This is a genomic window from Maribacter sp. MAR_2009_72 (assembly GCF_007827235.1).
GTDB classification, from domain to species: domain Bacteria; phylum Bacteroidota; class Bacteroidia; order Flavobacteriales; family Flavobacteriaceae; genus Maribacter; species Maribacter sedimenticola.
Genome location: NZ_VISB01000001.1, coordinates 1,996,145 through 2,014,457 on the forward strand (window position 1 = coordinate 1,996,145; position 18,313 = coordinate 2,014,457).

At 38.2% G+C, this 18,313-nt stretch carries 20 protein-coding genes and 1 tRNA gene; 12 read left to right on the plus strand and 9 right to left on the minus strand.

The annotated features are described in order from the left end of the window. The first annotated feature begins 2 nt into the window (after window positions 1-2). From madM to JM81_RS08270, 5 genes are all read left to right on the plus strand, one after another. Window positions 3-749 carry a malonate transporter subunit MadM gene (gene madM / locus JM81_RS08250; protein WP_144802175.1) on the plus strand — a complete coding sequence of 249 codons (747 nt, stop codon included), beginning with the start codon at window positions 3-5 and terminating at the stop codon, window positions 747-749. Window positions 750-808: 59 nt separating this feature from the next. Continuing rightward, window positions 809-1,225, plus strand: coding sequence for an OsmC family protein (locus tag JM81_RS08255; protein WP_144802177.1), 417 nt, complete (start codon window positions 809-811; stop codon window positions 1,223-1,225). 92 nt (window positions 1,226-1,317) lie between these two features. Beyond that, window positions 1,318-1,860 carry a DUF4287 domain-containing protein gene (locus JM81_RS08260; protein ID WP_144802180.1) on the plus strand — a complete coding sequence of 181 codons (543 nt, stop codon included), beginning with the start codon at window positions 1,318-1,320 and terminating at the stop codon, window positions 1,858-1,860. 68 nt (window positions 1,861-1,928) lie between these two features. Next, window positions 1,929-2,819, plus strand: coding sequence for a cation diffusion facilitator family transporter (locus JM81_RS08265; RefSeq protein WP_144802184.1), 891 nt, complete (start codon window positions 1,929-1,931; stop codon window positions 2,817-2,819). A gap of 203 nt (window positions 2,820-3,022) precedes the next feature. Continuing rightward, window positions 3,023-3,496, plus strand: coding sequence for a DUF305 domain-containing protein (locus JM81_RS08270; protein ID WP_144802187.1), 474 nt, complete (start codon window positions 3,023-3,025; stop codon window positions 3,494-3,496). A gap of 28 nt (window positions 3,497-3,524) precedes the next feature. Here JM81_RS08270 and JM81_RS08275 read toward each other — a convergent pair whose 3' ends face one another. The 5 genes from JM81_RS08275 to JM81_RS08295 all read right to left on the minus strand — a co-directional run bounded on the left by JM81_RS08275 (window position 3,525) and on the right by JM81_RS08295 (window position 9,210). Then, window positions 3,525-4,415, minus strand: coding sequence for a flavin reductase family protein (locus tag JM81_RS08275; protein ID WP_144802190.1), 891 nt, complete (start codon window positions 4,413-4,415; stop codon window positions 3,525-3,527). Between the two features lie 17 nt (window positions 4,416-4,432). Continuing rightward, entirely contained in the window at window positions 4,433-5,668 is a 1,236-nt protein-coding gene (fahA, locus tag JM81_RS08280) for a fumarylacetoacetase (RefSeq protein WP_144802194.1), read from the minus strand. A gap of 17 nt (window positions 5,669-5,685) precedes the next feature. Further along, complete coding sequence (locus JM81_RS08285) at window positions 5,686-6,840, minus strand: homogentisate 1,2-dioxygenase (RefSeq protein ID WP_144802197.1); 1,155 nt, start codon at window positions 6,838-6,840, stop codon at window positions 5,686-5,688. Window positions 6,841-6,915: 75 nt separating this feature from the next. Next, window positions 6,916-8,046 (minus strand): 4-hydroxyphenylpyruvate dioxygenase, encoded by a 1,131-nt coding sequence (hppD, locus tag JM81_RS08290; RefSeq protein WP_144802200.1) that lies wholly within the window; start codon window positions 8,044-8,046, stop codon window positions 6,916-6,918. A gap of 60 nt (window positions 8,047-8,106) precedes the next feature. Next, window positions 8,107-9,210 carry a pyridoxal phosphate-dependent aminotransferase gene (locus JM81_RS08295; RefSeq protein ID WP_144802203.1) on the minus strand — a complete coding sequence of 368 codons (1,104 nt, stop codon included), beginning with the start codon at window positions 9,208-9,210 and terminating at the stop codon, window positions 8,107-8,109. 113 nt (window positions 9,211-9,323) lie between these two features. Here JM81_RS08295 and JM81_RS08300 point away from each other — a divergent pair, with 113 nt between their 5' ends. Both JM81_RS08300 and JM81_RS08305 read left to right on the plus strand, forming a co-directional pair. Then, window positions 9,324-9,770, plus strand: a complete 447-nt coding sequence (locus JM81_RS08300; protein ID WP_144802206.1) for a MarR family winged helix-turn-helix transcriptional regulator — start codon at window positions 9,324-9,326, stop codon at window positions 9,768-9,770. A gap of 106 nt (window positions 9,771-9,876) precedes the next feature. Next, window positions 9,877-9,950, plus strand: a tRNA-Arg gene (locus JM81_RS08305). A gap of 92 nt (window positions 9,951-10,042) precedes the next feature. On the opposite strand, the gene JM81_RS08310 is transcribed toward JM81_RS08305, so the two are convergent. Then, window positions 10,043-10,198 carry a lmo0937 family membrane protein gene (locus JM81_RS08310; RefSeq protein WP_143815229.1) on the minus strand — a complete coding sequence of 52 codons (156 nt, stop codon included), beginning with the start codon at window positions 10,196-10,198 and terminating at the stop codon, window positions 10,043-10,045. Between the two features lie 256 nt (window positions 10,199-10,454). Here JM81_RS08310 and JM81_RS08315 point away from each other — a divergent pair, with 256 nt between their 5' ends. Together JM81_RS08315 and JM81_RS08320 are read left to right on the plus strand one after the other, a co-directional pair. Continuing rightward, the gene (locus JM81_RS08315) at window positions 10,455-10,898 is read left to right on the plus strand and encodes a hypothetical protein (RefSeq protein WP_144802209.1); all 444 of its coding nucleotides are present in this window, start codon (window positions 10,455-10,457) and stop codon (window positions 10,896-10,898) included. A gap of 14 nt (window positions 10,899-10,912) precedes the next feature. Then, complete coding sequence (locus tag JM81_RS08320) at window positions 10,913-12,730, plus strand: alpha-amylase family glycosyl hydrolase (RefSeq protein WP_261375000.1); 1,818 nt, start codon at window positions 10,913-10,915, stop codon at window positions 12,728-12,730. Between the two features lie 114 nt (window positions 12,731-12,844). Here JM81_RS08320 and JM81_RS08325 read toward each other — a convergent pair whose 3' ends face one another. The 3 genes from JM81_RS08325 to JM81_RS08335 form a co-directional block, all read right to left on the minus strand. Further along, window positions 12,845-15,049: an ATP-binding protein gene (locus tag JM81_RS08325; RefSeq protein ID WP_144802211.1), complete on the minus strand. Its 2,205-nt coding sequence runs from the start codon at window positions 15,047-15,049 to the stop codon at window positions 12,845-12,847. A 3-nt stretch (window positions 15,050-15,052) separates the two neighbouring features. Next, the gene (locus tag JM81_RS08330; protein WP_144802214.1) at window positions 15,053-15,496 is read right to left on the minus strand and encodes a response regulator; all 444 of its coding nucleotides are present in this window, start codon (window positions 15,494-15,496) and stop codon (window positions 15,053-15,055) included. 203 nt (window positions 15,497-15,699) lie between these two features. Then, entirely contained in the window at window positions 15,700-16,140 is a 441-nt protein-coding gene (locus JM81_RS08335) for a hypothetical protein (protein WP_144802217.1), read from the minus strand. A 214-nt stretch (window positions 16,141-16,354) separates the two neighbouring features. Here JM81_RS08335 and JM81_RS08340 point away from each other — a divergent pair, with 214 nt between their 5' ends. The 3 genes from JM81_RS08340 (at window position 16,355) to JM81_RS08350 (ending at window position 18,300) form a co-directional block, all read left to right on the plus strand. Continuing rightward, the gene (locus JM81_RS08340; protein ID WP_245838970.1) at window positions 16,355-16,618 is read left to right on the plus strand and encodes a SemiSWEET family sugar transporter; all 264 of its coding nucleotides are present in this window, start codon (window positions 16,355-16,357) and stop codon (window positions 16,616-16,618) included. A 67-nt stretch (window positions 16,619-16,685) separates the two neighbouring features. Continuing rightward, window positions 16,686-17,207 (plus strand): DUF421 domain-containing protein, encoded by a 522-nt coding sequence (locus JM81_RS08345; RefSeq protein ID WP_089262597.1) that lies wholly within the window; start codon window positions 16,686-16,688, stop codon window positions 17,205-17,207. Between the two features lie 235 nt (window positions 17,208-17,442). Then, window positions 17,443-18,300 carry an SDR family oxidoreductase gene (locus JM81_RS08350; protein WP_144802220.1) on the plus strand — a complete coding sequence of 286 codons (858 nt, stop codon included), beginning with the start codon at window positions 17,443-17,445 and terminating at the stop codon, window positions 18,298-18,300. Window positions 18,301-18,313 lie beyond the last annotated feature (13 nt).

Here is an 18,313-nt window from a genome sequence, read left to right on the forward strand (position 1 = left end):
AAATGGATATTATAGAAAAGGTCATTGCCAAAAACGGACTCATATTCGCATTTCTCTTTGTTGGTTTTGTAATGCTTTTTTCATTTATAATTTCCAGGAAATTATTGCGAAATAAAATTCCTGGGGTAGCCATTGCCATACTTGCAGGGCTCTCCTTGGCATTTTTGGGGGACCAAAAAGGTATTGCCAATATTCCCCTATTTGCGGGTATGGCCATTCTTGGGGGATCCATGTTTCGCGATTTTGCAGTGGTCGCTACCGCCATGAGTGCTGATATTTCAAAAATAAAACAAGCTGGTTTGGCGGGAATAATTGCACTATGCGCAGGGGTGACGGTTACCTTTGCCCTTGGTGCAACGATCGCCTATTTCATGGGATATACAGATGCGATTAGCATGACCACCATTGCGGCCGGGGCAGGCACCTATATTGTTGGTCCTGTTACAGGTACGGCTATAGGCGCAAGTTCAGATGTAATAGCCATTAGTGTGGCTACAGGTGTCATGAAAACCATATTTACCACTATAATGACGCCTATTATCGCAAAAAGAATAAAGCTGGACAATCCCCATGCAGCGGTTGTTTTTGGAGGTTTAATAGGTACAACAAGTGGTGTAGTGGCCGGCTTGGCCGCAACTGACGAGAAACTTGTACCTTACGGTGCCTTAACCGCTACTTTTTATACCGGGCTAGGCTGCTTGCTCTTTCCCTCCGTATTTTATTTATTACTTACCTTATTAGGGTTCTAGCATAGAAATTCCTTACTTTAATAGCACCCCTAAATATTCATTTATCAATATTCCCTTATATGCAATATTCCGTCACCGCAACCTCAACTTCAAAATTAAAGGCTACACTAGATATTAAACAAACGACCATTGTTTTTGGCATTACTCCAGCTACTTCAGAAACCTTGGCCAACCCGGCAGAACTCTTTCTTTCTTCGTTGGCCGCCTGTATCTTAAAAAATGTGGAACGATTTTCTGAATTTATGAATTTTGAGTATACAAACGCAGAAATTACACTGAGCGCTACACGCCTAGAAAAACCACCACGTATGGATGATATAAACTACATCTTGCATATCCATAGTACGGACGAACATATCAACCTATCCTTACTTAAAAAAAATATAGAAAAATTTGGAACAATATATAATACGGTAATGAAGTCCTGTGCCATAAATGGTACAATTGAAATTAAAACCGGCCAACCAAATACCTAAACTTTGATAATACATTCCTTGGATATCTAAATCCTAATTGAATGCATCCCTAAAATTTTGTATCTTTTTTGTCCACATTTAAACCGCTACCAATGGAAAAGGCCTTACAAACCATGATCGACAACATGCCTGAAAAAACAGGTAAATCTTTGAATGAATGGAAGACCATTCTCAAGAAAAAATCATTTGCCAAACATTCTGAGGGTGTTAACTATTTAAAGAAAGAACATGGTGTCACCCACGGTTTTGCCAATACCATTGTTACCCTTTCAAAAGAAGAAAACCACGCTCCAACAGATTTGGTCGATCAGCAATATAAAGGAAAAGAAAGCTTATTACCCATTTATGAAAAGCTCCTTCTTGCGATTAAACCTCTTGGCGACAATATTACCATAACTCCCAAGAAAACTACAGTTAGTATTATTCGCAAAAAGCAATTTGCATTGATAAAACCTGCTACTAAAACCAGAATAGATTTAGGGCTTAAAATAAAAGACAAACCTACTACAGAGCGCTTGCAAAATTCCGGTCCGTTCGGCACCATGTGTACCCATAGAGTTCAACTTACCGAAGTTTCACAAGTGGATACTGAATTAATTGATTGGCTGAAAGAGGCTTATGAAAATGCTGTTTAACACAACCTTTTCATCAATTATATCGTATAAAGTTATCATACATTTTCTTGGCACTGTACCTTTGTTATATGAGTATTGAACAGACTGCCATTAAAACAACATACTTTAGTATTATAGGTAATATTCTATTGGCCCTTATAAAAGGGTTGGCAGGTTTTTTTGGCAATTCCTATGCACTGATTGCAGATGCCATTGAATCTACCACTGACATCTTCTCCTCTATTTTGGTGTTATTGGGCTTTAAGTATGCAGAAAGACCTGCAGATAAAAACCATCCATATGGACATGGTAAAATTGAACCCATAATTACATTTTTGGTTGTTGCGTTCTTGGTCATTTCCGCTACGGTTATTGTTCATGAAAGCATAGACAATATTCTTACTCCCCATAAAGTTCCTAAACCTTGGACATTATTTGTTCTAGGTGCCATCATTTTATGGAAAGAGATCTCATACCGAATAGTTATTAAAAAAAGTATAGAGACCAATAGCACTTCCTTAAAGGCAGATGCATGGCACCACAGAAGTGATGCCATTACATCTATAATGGCATTTGTTGGTATATCCATTGCCGTTATCTTCGGCAAGGGATATGAAACCGCGGACGATTGGGCCGCTTTGCTTGCTGCTGGATTTATTTTATATAATAGCTATTTAATTCTAAGACCTGCTCTGGGTGAAATTATGGACGAACAACGGTATGATTCCCTTTTGGAAGAAATACGTGTTACCTCTTTACAGGTGCCCGGTGTAACGGGAACAGAAAAATGTTTTATCCGCAAAGCTGGAATGAAATTTCATGTAGACTTACATGCTTTGGTAGACGGAAAGATTACCGTTACCGAAGGCCATGATATTGCACATAACCTAACGGACCATTTATGCGAAAAAATTCCCGTTTTGGGCCATGTCCATATTCATATTGAACCCAATGATGCCACACATCAAGACTATTTTTAACCCCAATATTTTCAAATAGATTAGTCCTTCAAAAAAATATTGATGCGTTTCATAAAATTTCTAACACAAAGGACTTCATCGTTTTTAATTGTTAGTCTCATATTTTAAATTAAGGCATAAAAGAAACTACATTGTTTCCCCTTTATCTAGGCATCTTTTAAACCCGTACCATAATTTAAACAATAATAATTAAACAGAAGTTTATGGAACATCCTGAAAACAATAAAAACCAAAAATATACCACGTTTTTATTAATGTGTATTTGCTCTGCATTTTCCATGTATATAACCATGTATTTCAATACTTATGAAATTAGCCATATTTATTTTAGCTGGACACGTTTATACATGACCCTAATTGGCGTTTCCGGAATGGCTATTATCATGTTCCTATTTATGCGTAAAATGTATACCAACAAAATAAAGAATATGACCATTGTAGGTGTAAGTTTATTGATAATGGGGATATCCACATTTTTGGTCAGGAATCAACTACCAATTAACGACATTGCATGGATGAAAGCAATGATTCCACATCATTCTATTGCAATACTTACAAGTAACAACGCCAATATCAATGACCCAGAGGTGCAAAAGCTGGCCAATGATATTCTAAAAGCTCAAGAGCGCGAAATTATGCAAATGAAAGAAATGATCAAGCGGCTAGAGAATCAATAAATAAAATGTAAGCTATATTAAATGCCTGCTATAGATGCAACAAGGCCAAGGCATCTTCCGTATTGCCTTCTGCCAACCACTGTTGTGCCAGTTGGTGCAATGCTACAGCATCTTCATCACCGTTCAATATAGATTTCACCTCAGGATGTTCTGCAATAGCAGCTATTGCTTCTTTGGTAGGTAACTCTTCTAGATTCCCCAATCTACCCAAATTATTACCTGTCAGTACCGTACTGTTTCGCACAGCTTCTGGCAACATATCTACCCCAATACCTTTGGTTCGTATAGGTTTAGGTATTTCAAACAAAGCATCGCCATTAGCCCTGCAATACCAATTACCACCCATACGGGCAACCAAATCCAACTTGGGAGTATCCAATTTTCCTTCGGCATCTAGAAATGCTTTCTTTACGTGTATCTGAACTACTTTTGCCAACACTAGATTTCCTGCCCCTGGACCATCACCCAATGCTATTACCTGATCCACCACACATTCAAAAGCTACGGGAGCTTCCCCTACTCTTGGTGGCTTTACCTTATCACTTGGTATTTGCGTTAATCCTGATTTTACAAATTCATTTACACCATCACCGTATTCCGTACTTGACAATGACATTTGCTCTACCATGTCATAATTCACAATATTGATTACCGTTTCCTTTACTTCCAATACATTCTCCAAGGTATGCTTGGTGGTATTATCACGACCTCTTCTTGAAGGTGAAAAAATCATGATCGGAGGGTTTATACTGAATAGGTTAAAATAACTGAACGGACTCAAATTTACATTGCCGTCCTTATCAATTGTGCTGGCAAAACAAATAGGTCTTGGCGCTACAGCAGACAATAAATACCCATGCAGTTCTTGTTGAGATATACTTGCCGGGTCTATTGTATTTATTTCTTCGTGTTGTGACATTGTGCTCATATTCTAAATTACTTACTGGGTAAAATAGTACCCGTTACTTCACCAAAACCAACCCTTACGCCTTCTTTTTTGGCAAATCCTTTCAAGGTTATGGTGTCATTATCTTCAATAAAAGTGCGTTTGCTTCCGTCTTTTAATTCGAAAGGTTTTTTACCTCCCCACGAAATCTCCAGCAATGACCCATAGGAGCTTTCATCTTTGCCCGATATGGTACCCGATGCCATGACATCGCCTACATTTACATTGCACCCATTTACGGTATGGTGCGCCAATTGCTGCATCATATTCCAATACATGTACTTAAAGTTTGAGCGACTGATTATAGTTTCTCCCGAAGATTTGGAAGACATCCCTACTTCTAATTGTATGTCATAATTTTTGGCTCCCTCATATTGTAAATACGAAAGTACGGCTGGTTCCTGCTTAGGACCTTGAACCTTAAATGGCTCCAGTGCCTCTAACGTAACAATCCATGGAGACATTGATGATGCAAAGCTTTTGCCCAAAAACGGACCTAAAGGTACATATTCCCATTTTTGAATATCCCTAGCAGACCAGTCATTGAACAATACTAATCCAAAAATATGTTCCGAAGCATTTTCAACGGCAATCCGTTCTCCTAATTGTGTAGGTTTACCTACTATAAACCCCATTTCCAATTCAAAATCTAAACGCCCCGATACTTGAAATACCGGTGTTTCCATTTCATTGGTTTTCACTTGACCCATAGGTCTATGAATATCTGTACCGCTTACCACAATGGAAGAAGCGCGACCATGGTAGCCTACCGGAATATGTCTCCAATTGGGCAACAAAGCATTTTCTGGATCACGAAACATTTTACCCACATTGGTAGCGTGCTCAATACTCGAATAAAAATCGGTATAATCGCCTACATGCACCGGTAAATGCATAGCAGCGTCTTTCTGTTGCACAAATGCTTCCGGATGATTTTTTAATGGCGAATTCTCAATCACCAGCAACTGCTGTATATCTAAACGTACTTTATTGGTAATCGCCTTTCCTAAAGCGATAAATTCATTTAAAATTGATTGCTTAAAATAGTTGGCATTGACCTCTAACAACCCTAACTCTGATACCACGACCAAATCAACAATTTGCGCTCCAATAGCAATACCGGCTCTTGGCTGATCATTGTTCACCGAAAAAATGCCAAAAGGAAGATTGTAAATGGAAAAATCTGAATTATGGGGTATGTTGACCCATGTTTTTAGTGTTGTCAAGTGTTTTCTTATTTCTGTTATAACCAAGATTGATAATAATCGCCATCATCTAATTTCATGGCATTCTCAGTAACCATCAACGGCTTAAAGGTGTCTATCATAACCGCTAATTCTTCAGACCCTTTTTGACCTATGCTACGTTCTGCAGCACCTGGATGCGGACCGTGTGGTATACCTGCAGGATGCAAAGAAATATTACCCGGTTGCACTCCGTTTCTACTCATAAAATCACCGTCTACATAATATAGCATTTCGTCAGAATCTATATTAGAATGATTGTATGGTGCCGGTATGGACTGCGGATGATAATCGTACAACCTTGGAACAAAAGAACAGATGACAAAGGCATTTGTCTCAAAAGTCTGATGCACTGGTGGCGGCTGATGAATTCTACCGGTTATCGGTTCAAAATTATGAATGGAGAATCCGTACGGGAAATTATAACCATCCCAACCAACAACATCAAAAGGATGCCCAACATACACCATTTCATGCATGACCCCTTGCTTTTTTACTTTAATTAATTGCTCATTGGTATCTGTAAAGGTTTCCAAATTCTGCGGCAATTTATAGTCACGCTCACAGAACGGAGAATGCTCCAATAATTGCCCAAACCAATTGCGATACCTTTTTGGCGTATAGATCGGTGAATATGACTCGGCATATAATATACGATTGTCTTCACTATCAAAATCTATTTGATAAATGGTTCCTCTGGGAATAATCAGATAATCACCATATTCAAAAGGAATTTGTCCAAAAATAGTCCTTAAGGTACCAGAGCCTTTATGAATGAACAACATTTCATCGGCATCGGTATTCTTATAGAAATACTCACGCAATGACTTTCTTGGTGCGGCTACCCCAATGATGATATCACTATTGACCAAAAGTGGCTCGCGCGCGACTAAAAAGTCATCTTTTGCAGGCGCATTAAAACTAACCAACTTTAACGAACGTATATTCTTCTCCAAAGCAATTTTAGGAGACACATCTGTACTCTTTACGATCTCTTTGACCATGGTAGGTCTATTATGATGATATAATAAAGAGGACATACCGTCAAAACCAATGGTACCGAACAATTGTTCCGAATACAACTCCCCTTTGGGTTTTCTAAACTGCGTGTGCCTTTTTGGCGGCAACGCACCTTGCTTATGATAGATAGGCATATACGTTCGTTTTGTTAGTTACTACTATTTTATTAAAATTAAACTATTCTTGGCTTGTCAAGAAATCTGTTGAACTTATAAGGTTCCCCTTAATTTTTGCTCACGCTCAATAGCTTCAAACAAAGCCTTGAAATTTCCTTTTCCAAAAGAAGTTGCTCCTTTACGCTGAATAATTTCAAAGAACATGGTGGGTCTTGCCTGTACCGTTTTTGTGAATATTTGCAGCAAATATCCTTCATCATCACGATCTACCAAAATACCTAGTTTTCTCAATGATTCAATATCCTCATCGATTTCACCAACTCTTTCTGTCAATACATCATAATACGTTGTAGGTATGGTCAAGAACTCCACACCTCTACTCTTAAGATCAGAAACCGTTTTCACGATATCATCGGTTGCTACGGCAATATGTTGAACACCTTCACCTTCATAAAACTCCAAATATTCATCTACTTGAGATTTTTTCATTCCTGGAGCAGGCTCATTGATTGGGAATTTAATCCTACCGTTACCATTACTCATTACCTTGCTCATAAGTGCGGTATAATCGGTAGAAATATCTTTATCATCAAAAGACATGATTTGCTTAAAGCCCATTACATTGGCGTAGAAATCTACCCAATAATTCATTTTACCTTCGTTCACGTTACCTACCATGTGATCTACAAATTTTAATCCAGTAGACGTTGGCTGGTAACCGCTTTCCCATTTTTGGTAGCCCGGTAAAAATGTACCATTATAATTTTTACGCTCTACAAAAATGTGCACTACTTCACCATAAGAATAAATACCAGAACTTACCACCTTACCGTGCTCGTCTTCTTCGGTTTTTGGCTCCATGTAACTTTTAGCTCCTCTTTTCATAGCCTCGTTATATGCATAGGTAGCATCATCTACCCACAGTGCCGTTACCTTAACTCCGTCACCATGCTTATCTATGTGCCTACCCACATCTGTACCACTCTTTAACGGTGAGGTCAAAACCAATCTAATTTTATCTTGCTCTACCACATAAGATTCAAAATCCCTACTACCGGTTTCAAGACCTTTATAAGCTAAAGATTTAAAACCGAAAGCGGTTTTATAATAATGTGCCGCTTGTTTAGAGTTACTTACATAAAGCTCTAAATAATCGGTACCGTTAATAGGCATAAAATCTTGTGCCTCTTTGTGTTTGTTTTCTGCTACTGTTGAAGTTGACATAGTTTTAGTTTTTTTATAGTCTAATTATTGTTGCTTATGCAACATTTATAACAAAAAAATTTATGTTGTAATCTCGCTCTTTATAAGTTCTTCCATGGTTGCCAAAAGTGCTTTGTTCGCTTTTCTGGTACCAAAGGAAATACGCACTTTACCAGGTGCTCCAAAATTGCCTACAGGGCGTACCATGATTCCTCTTTTTTCTAAAAAAATGGTGAATTCCATATCATTGATCGGCGGATCTATGAGTACAAAATTACCCTGTGTTGGCCAGTATTTTATATTCATTGTATCAAGTCCGTATAAAACAAACCCTCTTTCTTCCTTAACCAATGCTACGGTCTTATTGACAAACTCTACATCTTCCAGGGCAGCAATTGCTCCTTCTAACGCCAATGAAGACAACAAGAAGGGCTTGCAAATCTTCCGCATATAATTGCTAATAGCCAATGGGGCATAACAATAACCAACCCTTAGACCTGCCAAACCATAGGTCTTTGAAAAACTATTGATCGCAATTACATTTTTACCTTCTATAACAAAAGGAATTCCCGATGTATAATCCTCATCTTCGGCAAAATGTCTGTACACCTCATCTAAAACCAGAACCACGTGGTCAGGTAATTTATCAATGAAGTTTCTTAGGTCTGCCAGTGGAATATAATTTCCTGACGGATTGTTGGGCGATGCAAGAAACACCAATTTTGTTTTTTCGTTAATTGCCTCCAAAATACCGTCCAAATTGTAATCATAATCCTCGGTCATGGGTACGTTGATCGCCTTTGCACCCATCCAACGGGTAAAGGCCGTATAAGGCAAAAAGCATGGCTGACTCACAATTACCTCATCATCTTCGTTCAAAAAGGCCTTGGAAATCATGTCTATAATTTCTGAACCACTATTTGCGGTAATAAAATTATCTGCTGTTAGTACACCATCAAAATCTTTTACCAATGCCTCACGTAATCGTATATCGGTATTATCCGGATACAGGCTCAAATCATCTAAGGTTCTTGCCAAAGCTTCCTTAACTTTTGGGGAATACCCCAAAGGATTTTCGTTGGAAGAAAGCTTATGAACCTCTACACCATCTGGCATAACAATCTTTTTACCTCCACCCTTATAGGTACTGTCCTCTAAAATGAAACTCTTATATCCTAATTGCATAGTTTTTCTACCTATTTGTAAAATATAAAATTACAAAAAAAAATTAATTTTGTTGCATTAACAACAAAATTATCGATAAACTCCGTTACTTTTGAAATTACAATCATTTTACTATGGACAGGACCGAGGGATTTGGGGTGTATATAGACCGCACCCTAAAAAAAGTACAGAGCACGTTCTTGCAGGTGTTCGCCGAAAACAACATTGACCTTACCATTGAGCAATGGGTAATTTTACAACGGGTACACCTAGAAGGAAAAGATGCGTCGCAAGCGGATATTGCAAAATCCAATTTCAGGAATCGCGCTACTACTTCAAGAGTAATTAGCGGCTTATGCAAAAAAGGCCTGTTGCGAAAATCCAGGTTTAGGGATGACCAAAAAAGATATAAATTGGTCATGACAGAAGAAGGTGCGGCGCTTATACAACAAGTAATGCCTTTTATAAAGGATTTGCGAAAAGCAAGTACCCAAGGTATTACCGAAGAGGAATTTGAAACTTTTTATAGAGTGCTCGACCAATTATATGAGAATTTTGACCAATACGAAGGCCGTTCATAGCCCTAAAACTTGGCTATTGGGAAATATTAAAATTTTTAAGTGATTTTGGTTTTACCAGTCTATAAATTTCACTAAGTTTGCACCCACATTTGAAAAAACAGTGTACGGTCGCATAGCTCAGCTGGATAGAGCATCTGCCTTCTAAGCAGACGGTCGGAGGTTCGAATCCTCCTGCGATCACTCTAAAGCCCCTTTTAGGGGCTTTTTTGTTACACCTATTTCTTTCCGAATTTAGTAGATTGCCGCTACAGGACTTCCGCCCATTTTTATTCTTATGTATTCTTGTGGTTCAACCAATTATATATGGCCAGAACAATGGCCAAAACAAGTAAAATATGGATGACCGCTCCTAGTATTTTGAATACTAAAAAGCCAAGCATCCAGCCTATTACAAGAATAACGATAATGGTCCAAAGAATTTTTTTCATCCTACTTTTATTTGGACAACCTTATAACTGTCGGCATTTTTTGCCAATTGCCAGAAGATTGCATTGTTCAAAGCTAAAAGTACCATGGTAGATTAAATGAGATTGGTTCTAAAAGGTTGTTTGTTAATCCTATCAAAAGCGTAAATATCCCAAACCAATTTTACCCCTAATTTTTTCCTGAATTATTTTTTTTTGGACTAACATATAAGCTGATAATGCTAATGCGCATACCCTAGGTGTTGGAAATTGCACCATAATGAATGCTGCAAATCAATTTAATAAAACGTACAACAGATTGTATCAGATTTCTGAAAAATCTGCCCACCTACTCTATGTCCTAGAGCAGTTATTGGACAGGATGGATTATAGGTTGTCCAAAAATCTGAGACTAAAACAACGCTATTCCAACGTGCATAAATTCTACGTTGAAATTACTACGGAACTTAAAAAATTAAAGATGGTCCATGGTTGCTCAACTAGTTTATGTAGGCCGCCCGCCAAACAATGGATAGATATACAAGAGCTATTTTCGGCACAGAGCATGTTAGAAATTGAACATCTTTTGCAAGTGGCTACCTATGAACAGCTTCAACAATATGATCAACTTCTTGGCACTACGGATATTCCCTGCAATCTGGCCAATGTACTTCATCTTCAACGAAATCAAATACACACGGATTTATATAATTATGACACTTAAATAGAATTAAAAATATGGAAATAGATAATAATGTGACTATGGATATGGATATCCAAAAGTCTGCGGGCATGGGCGCTATCATAGCGCATGGCGTGGTTACCTTTAGGGTATGGGCACCCCATGCGGAAAATGTATTCGTAAAAGGGGATTTTAATGATTGGAAGGATGATGGGGTTGCACTTGAATCTGAATCCAATGGATATTGGGCAGGGGTAACCAAATTGGCAAAAGAAGGCGATGAATATAAATATGTTATCCATAATAACGGCACTACATATGAACGCAACGACCCATATGCTTTTGAAGTTACCAATAGTAACGGCAACTCTATCATCAGACAGTTGAACTTTGATTGGGAAGATGACGGTTTTGAAATTCCGGCATGGAACGAACTGGTCATCTATGAACTTCATGTAGGTACATTTAACCGCAAAAAAGAGGACCAGGTAGGAACATTCAACGATGTTATAGAGAAGTTACCCTATTTAAAGGAATTGGGTATCAATTGTATTGAACTATTACCGGTTGCTGAATTTGCCGGAGGTATATCCTGGGGCTACAACCCGGCCCACCCATTTGCCATTGAACAGGATTATGGTGGCCCGGACGCATTTGCCAAAATGGTGAACGAATGCCATAAAATGGGCATTGCCGTAATTATGGATGTCGTTTATAACCATTTTGGCCCCTCTGATGTTGACCTATGGCAGTTTGATGGTTGGAGCGAAAATGACAAGGGAGGAATATATTTCTACAATGACCATAGAAGTGATACCCCTTGGGGCGATACCCGACCAGATTACGGTAGAAAGGAAGTGCGCCAATACTTAAGGGACAATGCCCTTATGTGGATAGAAAAATACCATTGTGACGGACTTAGAATGGATGCAACATCCTATATACGCTATGAAGGTGGAGGCTTAGGATATGATACCGAGATTGAGGAAGGGAATATACTTATGCGCGATATCAATGCGGAAATAAAAGAGAAATACCCGCATGTACTTACCATTGCAGAAGATTTAAAAGGTGATAGCCGTGTAACGGACGACCCAATAGATGGCGGACTAGGATATGGAAGCCAATGGGATATGGAATTTGTACATCCGGTAAGGGAAGTAATCCAAGATACCCATGATGATGGCAGGGATTTACAAAAAATTGTGAATGCCCTTGAATTTAAATACAGCGGAGACTACTTTAAACGTATTGTCTATACGGAATCTCATGACGAGGTAGCCAACGGTAAGGCAAGGGTTCCTGAGGAAATACAACCAGGGGATGCCGAAAGCGATTTTGCAAAGAAAAGGGCCATTCTAGGTATGGTACTCACTTTAACCGCACCCGGTATACCCATGCTGTTCCAAGGTCAGGAATTTATAGAGGACGAGTATTTTCAAGATACGGAAGGATTAGACTGGACTAAATTGGAAAAGCATACGGGTATTAAAAATTTAATTCGTGACCTGATCAATCTTCGGACCGGAAAGAGCGATCGTAGTTTTGGTCTACGGGCCCAAGGCATTACCATCTTGCATTATAATCAAGAAACCAAGATCCTTGCCTATGTACGTCATGATGAAAATGAACAAAATGAACCGGTATTGATCATTTTAAATTTCACCAACAAGGATTATACGGAATACGGTATTGGTGTTGAAGATAATTCTGATTGGAAACTAAGAATCAATTCCGTTTACAAGGAATATGACCATGCGTTTACAGCAGAAGAAATCAAGGACCTGGATATTGAAGAGGAATCTACCGATGATAAAAAATGGACAGGTTTTGTGGATATTCCCGCTTATAGCGCTTTGATATTCACCAAATAAGTAATATCCTTTGGAGCAATAACAATGTGCCCCGTCCATATAATTTGAACGGGGCATATTTTTTAATCCCTACCGACCGTATAGTTGAATACGTTTAACTTAGAAACAACATAATCAATGTACGGGAAGATACACTACAAAAGTGGCGCCCTCCCCAAGCGTACTAACGGCATGAATATGGCCTTGGTGGTTTTCAACTATCTTTTTACAAATAGATAGCCCTATACCGGTACCGGAATATTCTGTTTTGGAATGTAACTTTTGAAATACCTCAAAAATGGTCTTTGCATATTCTGGCGCAAATCCAATTCCGTTATCGGCCAACGCAATTCTGTGATATACCGTAAAGTTTTTGGAAAATTTTTCCTGTATTTCCTGAGCGTTCACCTTCGTAGATGAAATAGTGATGATAGGGTCTACATCATTCTTTCTGTATTTAATGGAATTGCTGATTAGATTGGCAAATACCTGCTCTAATTTAAAAGCAACTCCTTTCACCTTTGGCAAAGGGCCATTGCTTATTTGGGCATTGGTTTCTTTGATCAGTTGTGACAGTTCATCGGTTACCTTACTCACCACCCCGTTGAGATTTACATCTTCAAATTCACCATCCTGTCTTTCAATACCGCTATAGGTCAACAGATTTTGAATAAGATCTCGCATCCTTAGGGCCGCAATCTTTATTTTTTCAAAATAGACCACAGATTTTTTAGGCAGGGATTCCCGCGCATCATCCTCTATACGGGAAATAAACACCTGAATTTTCCTTAACGGCTCCTGTAAATCATGACTAGCCACCCTACTAAAGGATTCCAATTCCTCGTTGCTCAACTTAAGTTTATCGTAACTTTCAATTAATTGATTGTCTTTCTTGACTTGCTCGGTAATATCCTGTACAATGCCCACAGAGACCGGTTGATTTTCTATCTGTATTAAACGCCCATTAATATTAAGGTGCAGTACCTTTTTATCCTTCGTGATTATCCGTAATGTAGAAATGGAAGAGGTTCCGTTTTCAATGGTTTCCGCACATAAGGTATCATAATCTTCCCTGTCATCCGGATGAACCATATTCCGATAGTTCTCCAAGGTAATGGGAAAACTATTGGGTTCATACCCTAATAACCTATAAAAATTATCCGATATGGTTACCGAGCCATCATCTAAATACCATATATAACTCCCAATACCTGCTACGATTTCCGCTTCCTTAAATATGGTATTCTGCAAACTAAGCTCCTCATTAAGCTCATAAAGGGCTTTTTCCGTTTTTTTAATATTGGTGGTATCCCATGCCGTATTGGTAATACCTCCACCAGATTTTACAATGGTGTTGCAAATAGTCTTTGTACTATCTGCAAAGACATATTCATTTTCATGCTCTTGGGCCTCTCCGGTATTGTAGCAGTGTTTCATAAGGTCCAAAAGACCATTTTCTACTACCATAGGGTACATCTCCACCAACGATTTACCAATATTTTCAGCTTGATCGCTTCCAGTAACTTCCAGAATGGCGTTGGAGGCGTACACAAATTTGAAATCAATTACTTTACCCTGATCATCTTTAATGGGTTCAAAATGACTGATTACATTATTGGAACTTTTATAGACACCCTTTAAAAACGTTTCTGTCTCCTGCAATTTTTTATTCTGTTCAATAATATGGTCATTGACCTTGGTAATTTCCTGCTTTTGACTATAAATGCTAATAAAACCAATGACAAATATGATCATTGATGTAATGGCTACCAATAATGAAGACAGTGGCGTTAAGAATGATTGGGATGTAAACTCTTCCCTTCTGGAGACCATTAAATAGTTTTCCTCGGATAACATATTCTTTTTGATTACCTGGGCCTTGTTCACAATTTTGGAAATACGTTCCAAACGGTCTAGCTGGGGCTGTTTATTGGCAACTATCGTACTATCCAATATAGGTGTGACCGGTAGTTCAAATATCATGTCGTTCCTCAGGGCCTTTAATACCTTTACCCGTTCCTGTTGGGAATCATTGTCCTTGGTCAACGCTTGCAAACGCTCTAGCCCTTGGTCAATTTCAATGATGACCATATCGCCCAAGTTTTCTTGATCTTGCTGTATTTGCGCTTTTAGCTGAATGGATTCCAGTAATAAAAAATTTGCGGATAATTCTACTATGGCGCGCTGTACATCAAGCGTGTGGGTTACCTTTTCCCCAGAACTATAAAGCCGCTCTACCTGCTTATAGCCTACACCGGCGGTATATAGCAATAAGGCCGCAGCCAGTATCAATAAAAATACATACGTTTTGGTAGAGGCTAAAATTCGTTTAATGTCCATACGTTAGCTATAAATGAAATTATCCCTGGTTAACTCCTTATCGCTCTTGGACCAATCTATCCGTAGTATATTATGTATGATTTCCGTCAATTTTTTAAAGGAATCCGGCTTGGTCACATATAGGTTGGCCCCCTCGGCAAATGCACTTTCAATATCCGTAGAAGATGAAGATGTAGAATATATGGCCACTTTTATTAAATCCAAATGGTTATGGGATCGGATTTCCTTTAGACACTGCAGACCATTGATTATTGGCATGTTCAAGTCCAAAAAAATCAATTTTGGCAAAATGGGTTGGTTTAGGTTCAGGAACTTCAAAATTTCCTGGCCATTCTCAAAAAGAAAGAGTTGGGTGGCTATGTTAATTTCTTCTATAGCTTCTTCAAAAAAGGACCTATCATCCTCATCATCATCTACCAAGGCTATATGTAATTTATGTTCTTTCATCTATAAGGGGGTTATTGCTAAAAGTAGTCGATTATCTATTATGTAGCGATTAAATGTTCTATAATATTTACGTAAATCCTCATAAAAATTTTCATCTAAACCAAAAAATTAAAGCAATTTTTAGATTTTGGCATTCTTTATAAACAAAAATTCAATATTAGAAGTGAACCCCAAAATTCACCGCTTTAAAATGTATTGGTATGCTACCCTACTTTGGTCAATATCCACAATGCCGATACCCCAAATATCATATGTGCACAGATCAACTGAACAAAAAAATAAACCAAATTGATCTCTGGTGGATCGGAATGTTTTTTAAACATAATTGTCCATCCCAGTACACCTATGATACCTAGAAAAAATCCTATAACCACTCCAGAAATCAATACACTGAATTCCTTGGCGTAATTTATATAAAAATACAGACCCATGGCCATAAGTATCCCAATGGCCAAATGTATGGCCCACCCCCTAATATCATTATCCTCTGCATCAGAATCAAAAGTACCGCAACGATCGATCAATTTATTTAGAAGATGGGCCTCATTAAATTTATGACCGCTCATTTTTTCCAAAATATGGCTAAAAACGGTCATTACCATAGTTCCCAATATTCCAGACAATATGATCAGTATTACGTCCATACCCATGCTAAAAAAGATATCCAAATATAAAAATCATACAAAATTTTATAATGTGCGCATGGCAATATCAATTGAACAAACAATTCATGTGAATGCGCTAAAAGTTGAGCGGTTATCATTAAAGGCATCTCACTTATGCTACTAACTTTGCTAAAACGCACATAGCGTTGCGACTATCTTTTAGTTATAGCCCTCTAAAAAAATGTGTATGCGTATGGAAGAACTTATAGGAACATTCGCTGGATTTTTTACTACCGTAGCGGCATTGCCACAAATATATAAAGCATGGCGCTCCAAGAAGGTTGATGATGTTTCTCCTAAAATGTTCTATATCATTACTATTGGTGTTTTTCTTTGGACCATATACGGCATATTAAAGGCCGATGTACCCATAATCGTAACCAATGGAATATCCGTAGTACTAAATTGTACCATGCTCGTATTGATCTACAGATACCGTACGGTGTTCAATGGATAATTCAATTCAAAGGGCCACGCTTCTTAATTGGCTGTTCTATTTACGCACAAATTAAAAATACAATATCATGAAAACATTATTTGATACTACTTGGGAAAATGTACTCTTGATCATTGCAAGCGCTATTGGTATTTACTTAGCAATCATAATCTTGACAAGAATAAGTGGCAAGCGTAGTTTTTCAAAAATGTCCAGTTTTGATTTTGCGATGACCGTTGCTGTAGGTTCCATTGTGGCGACAACCATACTATCGTCCTCCGTAAAATTGATAGAAGGTATTATTGGTCTAATAGCCATTTATGGTTTACAAATTTCCATTGCGTTGGCTCGTAGAAAAAAAAGCATACAAGAACTTGTGGACAATTCTCCCCTATTATTAATGGATGGCGAAAAAATTATCGACGCCAATCTTTTAAAGGCAAGGGTTACGGAGGGCGACCTTCGTTCAAAATTACGTGAAGCAAACGTAACCGACCTACAACAGATCAAAGCGGTGGTTTTTGAGACTACGGGAGATATTTCCGTATTGCACAAAAAAGATGACAAACCCCTTAGCTTATGGATTATGCAAGATGTAATGAGGGCATGAAACATATTCAAAAAAAGTAATTTTCTTAAAACGACATAGACACCTTTTTCTTAAAAAACGATCGTAAATTCTTTACCGTTCAACTTCATTTTTTTTGAGTTATTCCAAAGTAAAATCCTGTTTTAATTTTAGGTTATTAAAAAATACAGGGTTAACAACATCTCTAGGATAATTATATAATTAAAACGATATAACCCAAGATGCATCTTAACCTTTCATAACTATAAATTAAACAATGATAGATATTGATATAAAAAAAAGTGAAGAACAGGCTGAACAACCTGGCAACGAACACAAGATGGACCCTACCCCCATTACTATACGAGAAGATTATAAGGGGAGCGAAAAATTACTTGGCAAAATAGCCTTGATTTCTGGCGGTGACAGTGGAATAGGTAAAAGTACCGCATTACATTTTGCCAGGGAAGGCGCCAAGATTGCCATCATCTACTTTAACGAGGATGAAGATGCTGAAAAGACCAAAAAAGAAATTGAAGCCGAGGGAAGTAAATGTTTATTGCTTAAAGGAGATGTAAAGGACGAGGAGTTCTGTAAATCTGCCATTGCCAAGACCGTTTCACATTATGGAAAATTAAATGTTCTTGTCAATAACGCTGCCATGCAATTTCCTGCGGAACGATTGGAAAACATAAGTTCGTCCAATTTTCAAAAAACCTTTGAAACGAATATATACGCTTATTTCTATTTGGCCAGGGCGGCTATGGCTCACCTTACCGCTGAAGATACCATTATCAACACTACATCTGTAACGGCATACCGTGGTTCTGAACATTTAATAGACTATGCTAGCACCAAAGGAGCCATAGTTTCATTTACGCGAAGTCTTTCCAAAGCATTAGCACCTAAAAACATTAGGGTAAACGCTGTTGCCCCAGGCCCAATTTGGACCCCGCTTATACCGGCAACTTTTGAGGGCGAAGACCTTGAAAATTTTGGTAAGGATGTACCCTTGGGAAGGGCGGGACAACCGGCTGAAGTAGGTCCGGCTTACGTATTTTTGGCCAGTAAGGACAGTAGCTACATGACAGGACAGGTTATTCATATCAATGGCGGAGAAATAATAGGGGGTTAACTTAAAATGGCAT

Bases quoted from the DNA above. Each gene is read 5' to 3' on its own strand.
- JM81_RS08285 (WP_144802197.1), bottom strand. From the start codon at position 6,840: ATGCCTATCTATCATAAGCAAGGTGCGTTGCCGCCAAAAAGGCACACG.
- JM81_RS08270 (WP_144802187.1), top strand. From the start codon at position 3,023: ATGGAACATCCTGAAAACAATAAAAACCAAAAATATACCACGTTTTTA.
- JM81_RS08335 (WP_144802217.1), bottom strand. From the start codon at position 16,140: ATGGACGTAATACTGATCATATTGTCTGGAATATTGGGAACTATGGTA.
- JM81_RS08340 (WP_245838970.1), top strand. From the start codon at position 16,355: ATGGAAGAACTTATAGGAACATTCGCTGGATTTTTTACTACCGTAGCG.
- JM81_RS08310 (WP_143815229.1), bottom strand. From the start codon at position 10,198: ATGAAAAAAATTCTTTGGACCATTATCGTTATTCTTGTAATAGGCTGG.
- JM81_RS08265 (WP_144802184.1), top strand. From the start codon at position 1,929: ATGAGTATTGAACAGACTGCCATTAAAACAACATACTTTAGTATTATA.
- JM81_RS08255 (WP_144802177.1), top strand. From the start codon at position 809: ATGCAATATTCCGTCACCGCAACCTCAACTTCAAAATTAAAGGCTACA.
- JM81_RS08260 (WP_144802180.1), top strand. From the start codon at position 1,318: ATGGAAAAGGCCTTACAAACCATGATCGACAACATGCCTGAAAAAACA.
- hppD (WP_144802200.1), bottom strand. From the start codon at position 8,046: ATGTCAACTTCAACAGTAGCAGAAAACAAACACAAAGAGGCACAAGAT.
- madM (WP_144802175.1), top strand. From the start codon at position 3: ATGGATATTATAGAAAAGGTCATTGCCAAAAACGGACTCATATTCGCA.
- JM81_RS08345 (WP_089262597.1), top strand. From the start codon at position 16,686: ATGAAAACATTATTTGATACTACTTGGGAAAATGTACTCTTGATCATT.
- JM81_RS08275 (WP_144802190.1), bottom strand. From the start codon at position 4,415: ATGTCACAACACGAAGAAATAAATACAATAGACCCGGCAAGTATATCT.
- JM81_RS08300 (WP_144802206.1), top strand. From the start codon at position 9,324: ATGGACAGGACCGAGGGATTTGGGGTGTATATAGACCGCACCCTAAAA.
- JM81_RS08330 (WP_144802214.1), bottom strand. From the start codon at position 15,496: ATGAAAGAACATAAATTACATATAGCCTTGGTAGATGATGATGAGGAT.
- JM81_RS08295 (WP_144802203.1), bottom strand. From the start codon at position 9,210: ATGCAATTAGGATATAAGAGTTTCATTTTAGAGGACAGTACCTATAAG.
- JM81_RS08315 (WP_144802209.1), top strand. From the start codon at position 10,455: ATGAATGCTGCAAATCAATTTAATAAAACGTACAACAGATTGTATCAG.
- JM81_RS08350 (WP_144802220.1), top strand. From the start codon at position 17,443: ATGATAGATATTGATATAAAAAAAAGTGAAGAACAGGCTGAACAACCT.
- JM81_RS08320 (WP_261375000.1), top strand. From the start codon at position 10,913: ATGGAAATAGATAATAATGTGACTATGGATATGGATATCCAAAAGTCT.
- JM81_RS08325 (WP_144802211.1), bottom strand. From the start codon at position 15,049: ATGGACATTAAACGAATTTTAGCCTCTACCAAAACGTATGTATTTTTA.